We start from the raw sequence: 11,957 nt of genomic DNA on the forward strand, positions 1-11,957 counted from the left end.
TTATTTAGCAACGCTAAACGTATTATGAAGGTAATTTGCCATCATCTTAATATCGTAGTCATACCCTTTTTCAGCCAATTTTTTCATATTATGTTCCATAACATCATGCTCTGATGCAGTGGATTGGCCAAGGCCACCATTTTTAATGTCAAAGAGAGACATTTCAAGTTCTTGAACACTTTGTTTGGTCAGCGCAGGAGCTTTTTTCTCAGCTAAACCTTCACCTTTGAGACCATGGCAATGTGAACAGGTATCTTGGTAAACTTGCGCAGGAGTGTATTTGTACTTAACAATTTCAGATTTCGGTTTATCGCCGCATCCGCTTAAAACAACTAGGGCAACTAGAGAGAGTGCTAAATTCATTTTTTTCATAAGTTTTTCCTTTTTATTTATTCTAAACGAAACTAGGCTCTACCAGAGAGCATGCCGTAAATTGTCATAGGTTTAAGTGCATAGACTTTGAGTAACCACCAAATCCATCTCTCTTGCGTTGGGTCAAGTGGGAATGAAGGCGTAGGCTTAGCTGTCCAGTTAAACTCTGCAAGCATAACCGTTCCAATACTTGTAATCAAAGGACAAACGGTATAACCATCGTATGCTGCTGGCAATTTCTCTTGTTTTTCCATAACGGCAATCAAGTTTTCCGCGACAACGGCATATTGTTTACGCGCACTACCACCTGTTTTACCCATAGGTACAGCGGCAACATCGCCTAAAGAGAAGACATTTTTGTACGTAACATGTTGAAGTGTCTCTTTAACCACTGGTACCCAGCCTTTGCTTGATCCAATTGGCGATTTTCCAACAACATCAGGCGCTTTTTGAGGAGGGGTAATATGAATAAAATCATATTTTTTCTCAACATTTTTACTCATAGAGATCATGGTGTATTCTTTGAGGTCCTCATCGTATTCACCTTTTTCTAGCCATTTTTTCTCAAAAGTAGCCATCTTTTTCTCAGTATCAATAGCGACTAAATTGGTTTTAAATTCCCATTTAAAGTCTCTTACTTTAAATTGCTCAAAAATGGCTGTATTGTATTCAGGTACACCAAACATCTTGTCACCCGATGGACAGAATGTCATTTCAACTTTGTCACGAACACCTGCTTTTGTAAGTAAATCGTGGGTAATATACATGATTTTTTTAGGAGCGCCACCACACTTTATAGCAGTGTCTGGATCAGTAAAGAGAGCTTGAAGCTTCTCAGCACCTTTATGGGCTTTTGCTTTTGCAATTAACTCTTGAATACCTTTGTACGTATCAACAGCGCCATCTGCAAAATAGATAGAATAAACACCATCTTTACCCACTTTTTTACGAACAACTTCGTTGGCTCCGCTTGAGGTAATTTCGCCCTCCAGTCCTTTAATAGCACCATAATTAAGCATAAGTCCTGTTGCAACGACGAGATAGTCGTATCCAACTTCTGTACCATTGGCTGTTTTGACTTTATTGTTTTGTGGATCAAAACTAACAACAGAATCTTTAATCCATTTAACACCTTTAGGGATAAAATTCTCTGTTTCATACGTAATATCACTCTTTTGCCATACGCCACCCGCTATCAAAGTTTGACCTGGTTGATATGAAACTGATTTTGGATTTGGCTCAATAATCGTAATATCAGGGTTAGAGAGTCGATTCGTAAGTTTTGCAGCCGTTGCTACGCCTGCAAGCCCTCCACCTACAATGACAATTTTACCTGTTGCACTTGAAGATGCAGCGTGTACTTCTGTTGCAATAGTTGCACTTGCCAAGACACTCGCAGCGATTGGAGATGCTGCTAAAAACTTCATCGCATTACGGCGTGACATTCCACCTTCATGCTTTTCAATCTCGCAGAGAATCTCTTCGATGATTTTGTCTGATTTCATAATTTGCCCATCCTTTTTGTTGTATGTACTCCCCATTTTACTTCCAACAATCTGAGGCTTTCCTTGGTTTAAAATATTATACTTGATTATTTTAGTTGTTTATAATATTCTAAAATTGTCTTCATAATGTAATCTTATTCAAACCTATAATTAAGTTTTTTTTCTCTAAAATCATCTATTCATTTTAAATCAAGCAGGATCAATGTTTAAAAAAGAAGTTCTTGTTTTTATCGTCATTTTTTTAGTTCTAGCATTGGGAATGCACATTAACCAATGGCTTACCCATCCTATTGAGCATTTTAACCATCTCAGTACACACAAAATGCCCTATCATCCGCTTCTTTACACCTCAATAGTTTATATTTTTATTGGGCTAATACGCATAATTATACGTATTATTATGAAGCCTTTTCGTAAAAGATAGACAGCAATGATTGGTTGTGATTTAGGCTCTAATACACTGCGCATTGTACAAATAGAGTGTCAAAGTAAGACGCGTATTCAGGCTTTTGAACGTATTGTACGAACCGCTAAAGACTTACATGTAACGGGTAAGATTAGTGAAACTTCAAAGCAAAACATCTTTAATGCCTTATTTGAAGCCTCACAAATTTTTGATTTTAAAAACGAACGCTGTTTTTGTGTGACAACCGAAGCAATGCGTGTCGCATCAAATTCAAAAGAAATTTTACAAAAGATTGAAGCAACATTTGGACTAAAATTTGAGATTATTTCAGGAGAAAAAGAGGCTTATTTGACCTCTTTAGCGATTGAAAATGCCCTTTCTCGAGAAGGTTACAATCATCAAACCTATGCCTTATTTGACCTCGGTGGTGGTTCAACGGAACTGACTTTTTGTAAAAATGGCACTAAAAAAAGCCAAAGTTTTCCTTTTGGTATTATCAATGTTGCAGAACGGTATACAGAAGATCGTGAATTACATGTAACACATATTGTCAATTCCATTGACACTTTTGTGAATCAGCAAGATCCAATTCCTTCCACTTTTTTACAATTAGTAACAACAGCAGGAACGCCAACAACGGTCGCTGCTTTTTTAAAAGGCCTTGATTATGCCCATTACGATGCAAATGTTGTTAATGGAACTGTCTTACATGTAAAACAGTTTGAAGAAGCGTATGAGCGTTTATCTGCCATGAATGAAGAGGACGCTGAACGTTATACAGGAACAAATCGCCGTGATTTGGTTGTGGTTGGCATTTTAATTGTAAAAGCTATTATGCAAAAGCTTGGTTTTGAGAGCTGCATTGTCATTGATGATGGGCTAAGAGAAGGTGTAGCGCTTGAGCAATGTTACAATTTGAACAAATCGTAAAATACGCCCTAAGAAAGAGCCTTGTTTAATCTTTATTTGCTATAATAACCCACTTTTTTGCAGAGTTTATGCCTAATAATGCATACTTTGTAAAATAAATTCTGCCTCGTCAGAGGCAAGCTTTAGCGCCAAGTCGCAACGTAGGTGGTTGGGCTTTGCCCAAATACTGTATAAAAAATATGAAAGGAGAGGTCATGGAGTTAAGCGGTTCCCAAATGGTCATAGAAGCACTACGTAAGGAGAATGTCAGCGTCGTCTTTGGCTATCCTGGTGGTGCTATAATGAATGTTTATGACGAAGTTTATAAACAAAATTATTTTAAACATATCCTTACACGACACGAACAAGCCGCTCTGCATGCAGCAGATGGCTACGCACGAGCAACGGGTGAAGTCGGTGTTGCATTCGTTACCAGTGGTCCTGGTTTCACCAATGCAGTAACGGGACTTGCAACAGCGTATATGGATTCTATTCCTATGGTTGTGATCAGCGGTCAAGTTCCTATTAGTATGATAGGTACAGATGCGTTTCAAGAAATTGATGCTGTAGGCATTAGCCGTCCTTGTGTCAAACACAACTATTTGGTTAAAGATGTTAAAGATTTGCCACGTATTTTAAAAGAGGCATTTTACATTGCACGAAGTGGCAGACCAGGTCCCGTTCATGTCGATATTCCTAAAGATGTTACGGCACAAATTGGTCATTTTGCATATCCTAGTGAAATTAAAATGCAAACCTATAAACCAACCTATAAAGGCAATCCACGCCAAATTAAAAAAGCGATTGAAGCCATTGTTGCGGCAAAACGCCCTGTTTTATACATCGGTGGTGGTGCGATTAACTCAAATGCGAGTGCTGAAGTAAGAGAATTTGCCAAAATTTGTGGTATTCCAGCGGTTGAGACTTTGATGGCACGCGGCGTCATGGGTGATGAAAACCCATTGCTTCTTGGAATGTTGGGAATGCACGGCTGTTACAGTGCCAATATGGCAATGAGTGAAGCCGATCTTATGATAGCCTTTGGTCCACGTTTTGATGACAGAGTTACTGGAAAACTAAGTGAATTTGCTAAACACGCCAAAATTATTCATGTTGATATTGATCCAAGTAGCATTGGCAAAATCGTTCCAATTGATTACCCAATCGTAGGAGATCTTAAAAACGTTGTAGAAGCAATGATTCCTCTTGCAAAAGAGCATGTTGATGCTGATAAATACAAACCTTGGCGTGATCTTTTAAAACGTTACAATGAGATTCATCCTCTAAAATACGAAGATTCAAATGAAGTCCTTAAGCCACAATGGGCGATTGAGCGCGTAGGGCAATTGCTAGGCGATAAAGCGATTATCTGTACCGATGTTGGTCAACATCAAATGTGGGCAGCACAGTTTTATCCTTTTTCTTATCCTCGTCAATGGCTCAGTAGCGGTGGACTCGGAACAATGGGTTATGGTCTTCCAGCAGCAATCGGCGCTAAAGTGGCTATACCTTCTAAAACGGTCATTAACTTTACAGGTGATGGCTCGATTTTAATGAATATTCAAGAGTTGATGACTGCGGTTGAAAATAAAGTAGCCGTTGTTAATATCATCTTAAATAACCAATTTTTGGGAATGGTTCGTCAATGGCAAACCTTTTTCTACAATAAACGCTACTCATCAACCGATCTTTCAGTCCAACCAGATTTTGTTAAATTGGTTGAAAGTTTTGGGGGACGTGGTTTTAGAGTTAAAACCAAAGATGAGTTTGATAAAGCACTTAAAGAAGCCATTGAAAGTAATACTGTTTGTATGATTGACGTTCAGGTTGATCGTTTTGAAAACGTTTTACCAATGGTTCCAGCCGGTGGAACGCTCTACAATATGATGCTTGAGTATAAGGAGTAAGCGATGGAACATATCAGAAGAGTTTTATCGGTTATCGTTTTGAACGAAGATGGCGTTTTATCGCGTATATCAGGACTTTTTGCTGGACGTGGTTACAATATTGACTCGCTCACGGTTGCTCCAATACCTAAAACAAATTTGTCACGATTAACCATCGTAACATCAGGAAGCACTCCTGTTTTAGAGCAGATTGTTAAACAGTTGCATAAATTGATTCCAACCTATAAAGTCATTGAATCAGGTCAGTTTGTTGAAAAAGAGATGGCTCTTGTCAAAATTCCTTTAAGTGAAGATTTTAATGGCCTTGATGCCATGCTTAAAGCTTATAATGGAACCATTGCAAGCAGTGGTGAAGATTTTATTGTCGTAATGGTTGCTGATGACTACGATCGCATTGATAACTTTTTAAAAGCGGTTAAAAAATACAACCCAACAGACATCGTAAGAAGCGGCTCAGTCGCAATGGATATTTAATGAAACTCAGCCTTCTTGCTCAAGCAATTTCGCTTGAATTTTCTGGTTCCGATATGGAAGTTACCTCTTTTGCGACACTCAAAGAGGCAACTTCTTCTCAGATTGCTTTTTTTGAAAATCCAAAGCTTTTAGCTGATTTAGAAAATACTAAAGCGGGTGTCGTCATCCTTGCACCCACCTACAAAGAGCATCTTCCCAAAAGTTCTCAAGCACTTTTAAGTGACAATCCTCATCTAAGTATGGCGTACGCCAGTGCCTATTTTGCTAAAAAAGCCTTTGATACGTCCAAGCCTGCTACGATTTCAGACAAAAGTAGCATTGCGCCTCATGTTGTTATTGGTAGCGGAACTGTCATAGAAGAGGGCACTTATATTATGCCTAATGTCACCATTGGAGCGAATGTACGTATCGGAAAAAATGTACATATCTTCCCTAATGTTGTCATTTACGATGATGCAATCATCAAAGATAACTGCATCATTCAAGCAGGTGCTATTATAGGCAGTGATGGTTTTGGCTATGCTCATACAAAGATGGGTGAGCATATTAAAATTCATCATAGTGGCAATGTCATTCTTGAAGAGGATGTTGAAGTAGGATCTAACACAACGATTGATCGTGCTGTTTTTGGATCAACCATTATCAAAAAAGGAACAAAAATAGACAACCTTGTTCAAATCGGACATAATTGCGAAATTGGACAGGCGTGTATTTTAGTTGCTCAAACGGGTATTTCAGGTTCGACAAAACTTGGACGCAATGTTGTTATGGGTGGGCAGAGTGCTACGGCAGGACATTTAGAAATTGGTGATTTTGCAACCGTTGCTGCACGCGGTGGCGTTTCAAAATCAATTCAAGGCGGCAAAATTTACGGTGGTTTTCCACTTACTTTACAAACAGAGTGGTTAAAGACGCAAGCGAAACTCGCAAGATTTTTTACAAAGAATTAAAAGGATTACATTATGGGCGGAAAAAACACTATACTTACTAAGTTTCCATTAGCAGGAACAAAAAATGGAATTATCTCTATTTCTCATTTGGAAGAGCCTTATGGAAGTGGATCATTTCCTGTTGTTAGTATTGGTATTGCACTCAAGAAAAGTGGTAATGAGCCTGATTGGAAAGCGCATATCCCTTACGAAAATCTTGATGAGCTTATTAATGCTCTTCAAGATGCGAAAGCACGTTTTGGAACAGAGTCAAAATAATCTTTTTGAGTTTTACATGTAATATCTTTACATGTAAAACTCATTTTAACTTTAGAGTGTATCAATATACTCTTCAATGGCAACGGCGACACGTTTTGAAAACGCTACAGCTTCGACAACTGTCCTAGCGCCTGTTACAACATCTCCTGAAGCAAAAACACCCTCCATCGTTGTACGTCCACTCTCATCTGTAATCACTAACCCCTTACCATCAACTTCAATTTGTCGTGCAGATTGAATAATATGGTCATTTGGGTTCTGACTGATTGCGATTAGGACAGAATTTGCCTCTAACAATCCTTTTTCATCGCTTCCATCTGTACTACTGTAAATAACACCTTGTTCCGTAATTTCAATGGGCTGTTTATAGAGGTCAAACTTTACACCATCTATTTTGGCACATTCAACTTCATGTTTTGAGGCAGGAATATCATCCATTCCTTTTCGATACATAATAATAACCTCATGTGCGCCATGACGAACTGCCGTTCTTGCCACATCCATTGCAACATTGCCCGCACCCAAAACGACTACGGTATGTCCTAAATGATACACAGAAGGATTTTTGAGATAATCAATAGCAAAATGAACATGGCCTAAACTTTCGCCTTTAATCCCAAGTTTTTTAGGAGACCAAACACCTGTACTAATAAATATCGCTTTAAAATCATCACGGAAAAGGTCACTCACAGTAATGTTTTTACCAATCGTGATATTAGGTCTAATCGTGACATCAAGCTGACCAAGCTTTGTTTCAATGGTATCTAAAATCGTTTTACTCAATCTAAATTCAGGAATGCCGTAGCGCAAGACACCGCCGATTTTATCGTGGGCATCATACATCGTAATTTCATAACCCTTTGCGCCTAAAATAAATGCCAGCGCAATTCCAGCAGGACCGCTTCCAATAATAGCAACTTTTTTACCATTTCTAAGAGGCTTCTCAAACTGAAGGTCATTCATATAAAGATCAGAAATATAATTTTCAATGCTCCCTACACTAACCGCTGTTCCTTTTTTATTGAGAACACAATGCCCTTCACAATGTTTTTCATGAGGACAAACCATAGAACAGATAACAGAAAGTGGATTATTTTCAAAAAGCATTTTTCCCGCTTTTTTAATATCTCCTGCTAAAAAGAGGCTGATCATCTCAGGAATTGGAGTTCCCACTGGACAGCCTGATCGACATGATGGTTTTTTACAACCTAAGCATGTTTTAGCAAGTGTGATGACATATTTATTCATGTCTAGCCTTTGTAATTTATATATATGTAAAAATTATGTCAGAATTGTACCAAAACCATATGACTTTTTTGTTATTTTTTAAAAGAGGAGGGCATTTCATAAAAAAATGCCCTTATTTAAGACTTATTTGTAGTTTTCAACAAACGCTTTAATGCGTCCAATTCCATCTTTGATCGTTGCATCATCGGTTGCAAACGAGAGTCTAAAGTACCCTTCTGTTCCAAAACCAAGACCAGGAACAACCGCAACACCGGTTTCTTCAAGGAGTTTTGAGCAAAACTTCATTGAATCATTCTCAACGGCTTTGGTATTGACATAGAGATAAAAAGCACCATCTGGTTTAACAACAGAAAGTCCTTTAATGCTACTGAGCAATTCATACGCCATATTGCGACGACGCTCAAAAGCAACACGCATACTCTCAATATCATCATCAACAAGACCTTCGAGTGCTGGAATAGCCGCTTTTTGGGTAATAGAGTTGATATTGGAAGTACTTTGACCTTGAAGATCAACAATCGCATCAACAATCTCTTTGATAGGGCAGGCAAGATAGCCAAAACGCCAACCTGGCATAGCCACAGATTTACTTAAGCCATTAACGGTAATGGTGCGATTAAACATATCCTCACTAATAGAGGCTACTGAGGTAAATTTTAGATTATCAAATAAAATCTTTTCATACATCTCATCAGAAACCACTAAAACATTTGTACCTTTAAGAACTTCAGCTAAACCTTCAAGCTCTGCTTTTGAATAAACAGATCCCGTTGGGTTTGAAGGCGTATTAAATAAGAGCACTCTTGTTTTAGGTGTAATGGCAGCTTTAAGTTGCGCCGGTGTAATTTTAAAACCAGTTGTTTCATCCGTTTCAATATAAACAGGTGTACCACCAGAATACTTAACAATTTCAGGGTAGGTTACCCAATAAGGTGAAGGGATGATGACTTCATCGCCCTCGTCAATAATTGCTTGAAAAATGTTGAACAAAGAGTGTTTTGCTCCAACATTGACTACAATTTGCGAAGGTTTGTAATCGAGGTTATTTTCACGCTTAAGTTTGCCAGCAACTGCTTTAAGCACTTCAGGCGTACCTGCAACAGCAGTATATTTTGAACAACCTTTTTGAATGGCTTCAATAGCAGCATCTTTCACACGTTGCGGTGTGTCAAAATCGGGTTCTCCTGCAGAAAAGCTAAGGATGTCTTTTCCCTGAGCTTTAAGGTCTCTTGCTAAAGCTGTAATGGCTAAAGTCAAAGAGGGTGATAATACTTGGATTCTTTTTGATAGCATGAAACATTCCCCTATAAAAATATCGTGCAGATTATAGCGAAATATTAATCATTTCTTCCCAAAAAAAATTTATTCTTTGACCGATTCCAAATAGCATTTGTAAAGCACTTCTAATTCATCATCTTTAATTTTAAGATCTTTATGAGTACTTAGAACCGCTTCCTCTAAAAGTTTAATACGTTTGAACATATAGATAAAAAGCTCTTTGTTGATATCTGGGATTTTATTGTGTGCCATAGGGTTTTTGTCACGCCCTTTTTCGATAATACGAGCAGGAATTCCAACCGCTGTTGAATCATTAGGAATACTCTTTACGACAACCGAATTTGATCCAACGCGACAATTCTCACCAATCGTAATATCGCCCAAAATCTTAGCTCCAGAGCCAATAACCGTATGATTTCCAATGGTTGGATGGCGCTTCACACCACGCTCCAAACTCACACCACCAAGCGTTACACCTTGATAAATTAAAACATCATCACCGACAATCGCCGTTTCACCAATAACCACGCCAAAGGCATGATCAAAGAAAACACGACGACCAATCGTACAGGCGGGATGAATATCCATATTTGTAATAATCTGAGAAATACCCATAATAGCGCGGGCAAGGGTACGAAAGCCCTTTACATGTAAAGCATGTGCAATGCGATAGTTTACCAAAGCCCATACACCTGGGTAGTTAAAAAAAAGCTCTATTTTAGAGTTTATGGCTGGGTCATGCAGAATCGGTTGGGAAAAATCTTCTTTAATTTTTTCCCACAAAGAGACGGAGTTCATTGCGCATTATCCTCATTGTTAATCGTTTTGAGATAACCATTGTCATTTAAGAAGAGATAAATTTCACCTAAAATATGTTTTTTCTCTTTCTCGCTGATGATGTCCGAAGCCTCAATACGATCATTAAGATTTTCTTGAACCTCTTTAATGTCATAATCAAGATCTTCCAAAATATCACTAATACTTTGTGATTCTAAAATATTTTCAATTTCATAACCATCATCGTCAATAATAATAGTAGCTTCTGTTGGATGAGTAAAAAGATTGTGTTTCATACCCAATACTTCCTGATAAGCGCCCACTAAGAAAAAGCCTAGAAAATAGTCACGATTTTTAATGTCTACGTCGTGTAAAAAGAGTGGTGTTTCCGTGTTAAAACCAATTTCGCCATCACTATCACAGGTAATATCCCAAAGTGATGCTGAACGCGTTGGTACTTCATCCAAACGATCCAGTGGCATAACAGGAAACGTCTGACCAATTCCCCAAAAATCAGGTAAGCTCTGGAAGAGCGAAAAGTTAACCAAGTAACGCTCTTGCACACGATCTTGAATATCCAAAATCTCACTAAATTTTTTATCAGCAACCAAACCTACCGCTCTTTTGATGATGAGATTCACCAAAATCTCAGTATTTGAGCGATCTTGAAGATCAATATAACCCAAATCAAAGAGTGTTAACAATGATTCCATGTGGTCAATACTATCATGTAAAAATTCAAGTGCATTTTTACGGTTCATGGTTCCAAGAAGATCGTACAGCTCTTGAACAAGAGGTGGGTTAACTTCTTTGAGTCTGAGCTTTTGGTCGGTATACTCTTGTGAGAAAAGCTCTAGAACAGGAGCAACAAGCACCGCATGGTGTGCTGCGACAAAACGACCTGACTCGATAAAGATGTCTGGTTCATGAACCCCTTTTTGTGTTGCAATATCTTTAAGAAGATAGACAACGTCATTCGCATACTCGCTTAGGGTATAGTTTTTATGAAGTGTGGTTTTATGTTGAGAATACTCTACCGCCAAACCACCACCAAGATTAATCGCTTTAAGATGCGTTGCACCCATACGACAAAGCTCTGCGTAAATATTTCCCGCCTCACGAAGGGCTTTTTTCAAAGGTGCAATGTCGGTAATTTGGGAACCAATATGAAAATGAATCATTGTAAATTTTTCAAGTAAATTGGCATCGCGGAGCATATTGACCGCTTCTAAAAGTTCTGTAGAAGTCAAACCAAATTTGGAGTTAATACCACCACTTTTTGCCCAAATACCAATACCTGAGCTATGAAGACGAATGCGAAGACCAATGTTTGGGACACAACCAAAACGATCTTTTGCAATCGAAATAATGCTCTCAAGCTCATTCAGACCTTCAATCGTTAGGGTAATATCATGCCCCATCTCCGCAGCAATAAAGCCTAAAGAGATCATCTCGTTATCTTTAAAACCATTGACCGTAATAGGCGCATGTGGATTGTTGTATGCCATCGCTAAAATTAGCTCTGCTTTACTACCAGCCTCAAGACCATAGTGATATTTTTGCCCTAAAGTAACAAGGTTCTTAACAAAATTTGGAAATTGATTCACTTTAAGAGGATAAACGGCACTAAAATTACCTTCGTAACCAAACTCTCTTTTCGCATCAGCAAAACTTTTATAAATCATACGAATCTGTTTTTGGATCAGATGAGGAAATCTTAAAAGAATAGGACCACGGATACCATCTTTGCGTATCTTTTGTATAATCTCTATCAGAGAAGGCTCGCAGCCTGTGTTAACTTTTACCTTACCATCTTCGATAAAGAAGTTATCGTTTCCCCATGTTTTAATTCCGTAATCCAATGTTTTGCTCC

General features: G+C 38.3%; 12 protein-coding genes. 6 read left to right on the plus strand and 6 right to left on the minus strand.

Annotated features, from left to right (window positions below; genetic code table 11):
- Both N0B29_RS06605 and N0B29_RS06610 read right to left on the minus strand, forming a co-directional pair.
- Complete coding sequence (locus tag N0B29_RS06605) at nucleotides 1-372, minus strand: c-type cytochrome (protein ID WP_263832912.1); 372 nt, start codon at nucleotides 370-372, stop codon at nucleotides 1-3.
- Nucleotides 373-404: 32 nt separating this feature from the next.
- Nucleotides 405-1,877 carry an NAD(P)/FAD-dependent oxidoreductase gene (locus N0B29_RS06610; protein WP_263832913.1) on the minus strand — a complete coding sequence of 491 codons (1,473 nt, stop codon included), beginning with the start codon at nucleotides 1,875-1,877 and terminating at the stop codon, nucleotides 405-407.
- 202 nt (nucleotides 1,878-2,079) lie between these two features.
- On the opposite strand from N0B29_RS06610, the gene N0B29_RS06615 reads away from it, so the two are divergent.
- The 6 genes from N0B29_RS06615 (at nucleotide 2,080) to N0B29_RS06640 (ending at nucleotide 6,781) form a co-directional block, all read left to right on the plus strand.
- Complete coding sequence (locus tag N0B29_RS06615) at nucleotides 2,080-2,301, plus strand: hypothetical protein (protein WP_263832914.1); 222 nt, start codon at nucleotides 2,080-2,082, stop codon at nucleotides 2,299-2,301.
- Between the two features lie 6 nt (nucleotides 2,302-2,307).
- Nucleotides 2,308-3,213, plus strand: a complete 906-nt coding sequence (locus N0B29_RS06620; protein WP_263832915.1) for a Ppx/GppA phosphatase family protein — start codon at nucleotides 2,308-2,310, stop codon at nucleotides 3,211-3,213.
- A gap of 194 nt (nucleotides 3,214-3,407) precedes the next feature.
- Nucleotides 3,408-5,099, plus strand: coding sequence for an acetolactate synthase large subunit (locus N0B29_RS06625; RefSeq protein WP_263832916.1), 1,692 nt, complete (start codon nucleotides 3,408-3,410; stop codon nucleotides 5,097-5,099).
- Nucleotides 5,100-5,111: 12 nt separating this feature from the next.
- Nucleotides 5,112-5,573: an acetolactate synthase small subunit gene (gene ilvN / locus N0B29_RS06630; protein ID WP_025344773.1), complete on the plus strand. Its 462-nt coding sequence runs from the start codon at nucleotides 5,112-5,114 to the stop codon at nucleotides 5,571-5,573.
- A complete protein-coding gene (gene lpxD / locus N0B29_RS06635; protein WP_263832917.1) occupies nucleotides 5,573-6,523 on the plus strand; it encodes a UDP-3-O-(3-hydroxymyristoyl)glucosamine N-acyltransferase in 951 nt (316 codons plus the stop codon). The genes ilvN and lpxD overlap by 1 nt, the downstream gene beginning before the upstream one ends.
- Nucleotides 6,524-6,535: 12 nt before the next feature.
- Nucleotides 6,536-6,781 (plus strand): hypothetical protein, encoded by a 246-nt coding sequence (locus N0B29_RS06640; RefSeq protein WP_263832918.1) that lies wholly within the window; start codon nucleotides 6,536-6,538, stop codon nucleotides 6,779-6,781.
- Nucleotides 6,782-6,832: 51 nt separating this feature from the next.
- Here N0B29_RS06640 and N0B29_RS06645 read toward each other — a convergent pair whose 3' ends face one another.
- The 4 genes from N0B29_RS06645 to speA form a co-directional block, all read right to left on the minus strand.
- On the minus strand, nucleotides 6,833-8,029 hold the full coding sequence (locus tag N0B29_RS06645; protein ID WP_263832919.1) for an NAD(P)-dependent oxidoreductase: 1,197 nt from the start codon (nucleotides 8,027-8,029) through the stop codon (nucleotides 6,833-6,835).
- A gap of 123 nt (nucleotides 8,030-8,152) precedes the next feature.
- On the minus strand, nucleotides 8,153-9,322 hold the full coding sequence (locus N0B29_RS06650; RefSeq protein ID WP_263832920.1) for a pyridoxal phosphate-dependent aminotransferase: 1,170 nt from the start codon (nucleotides 9,320-9,322) through the stop codon (nucleotides 8,153-8,155).
- 69 nt (nucleotides 9,323-9,391) lie between these two features.
- Nucleotides 9,392-10,105, minus strand: a complete 714-nt coding sequence (gene cysE / locus N0B29_RS06655; RefSeq protein WP_263832921.1) for a serine O-acetyltransferase — start codon at nucleotides 10,103-10,105, stop codon at nucleotides 9,392-9,394.
- The gene (speA, locus tag N0B29_RS06660) at nucleotides 10,102-11,946 is read right to left on the minus strand and encodes a biosynthetic arginine decarboxylase (RefSeq protein WP_263832922.1); all 1,845 of its coding nucleotides are present in this window, start codon (nucleotides 11,944-11,946) and stop codon (nucleotides 10,102-10,104) included. The genes cysE and speA overlap by 4 nt, the downstream gene beginning before the upstream one ends.
- Nucleotides 11,947-11,957: the final 11 nt, after the last annotated feature.

The sequence above is a fragment of the Sulfurospirillum oryzae genome (assembly GCF_025770725.1).
In the GTDB taxonomy this organism is placed as follows: Bacteria; Campylobacterota; Campylobacteria; order Campylobacterales; family Sulfurospirillaceae; genus Sulfurospirillum; species Sulfurospirillum oryzae.

Bases quoted from the DNA above. Each gene is read 5' to 3' on its own strand.
- N0B29_RS06650 (WP_263832920.1), bottom strand. From the start codon at position 9,322: ATGCTATCAAAAAGAATCCAAGTATTATCACCCTCTTTGACTTTAGCC.
- N0B29_RS06610 (WP_263832913.1), bottom strand. From the start codon at position 1,877: ATGAAATCAGACAAAATCATCGAAGAGATTCTCTGCGAGATTGAAAAG.
- lpxD (WP_263832917.1), top strand. From the start codon at position 5,573: ATGAAACTCAGCCTTCTTGCTCAAGCAATTTCGCTTGAATTTTCTGGT.
- N0B29_RS06645 (WP_263832919.1), bottom strand. From the start codon at position 8,029: ATGAATAAATATGTCATCACACTTGCTAAAACATGCTTAGGTTGTAAA.
- cysE (WP_263832921.1), bottom strand. From the start codon at position 10,105: ATGAACTCCGTCTCTTTGTGGGAAAAAATTAAAGAAGATTTTTCCCAA.
- N0B29_RS06625 (WP_263832916.1), top strand. From the start codon at position 3,408: ATGGAGTTAAGCGGTTCCCAAATGGTCATAGAAGCACTACGTAAGGAG.
- N0B29_RS06640 (WP_263832918.1), top strand. From the start codon at position 6,536: ATGGGCGGAAAAAACACTATACTTACTAAGTTTCCATTAGCAGGAACA.
- N0B29_RS06605 (WP_263832912.1), bottom strand. From the start codon at position 372: ATGAAAAAAATGAATTTAGCACTCTCTCTAGTTGCCCTAGTTGTTTTA.
- N0B29_RS06615 (WP_263832914.1), top strand. From the start codon at position 2,080: ATGTTTAAAAAAGAAGTTCTTGTTTTTATCGTCATTTTTTTAGTTCTA.
- N0B29_RS06620 (WP_263832915.1), top strand. From the start codon at position 2,308: ATGATTGGTTGTGATTTAGGCTCTAATACACTGCGCATTGTACAAATA.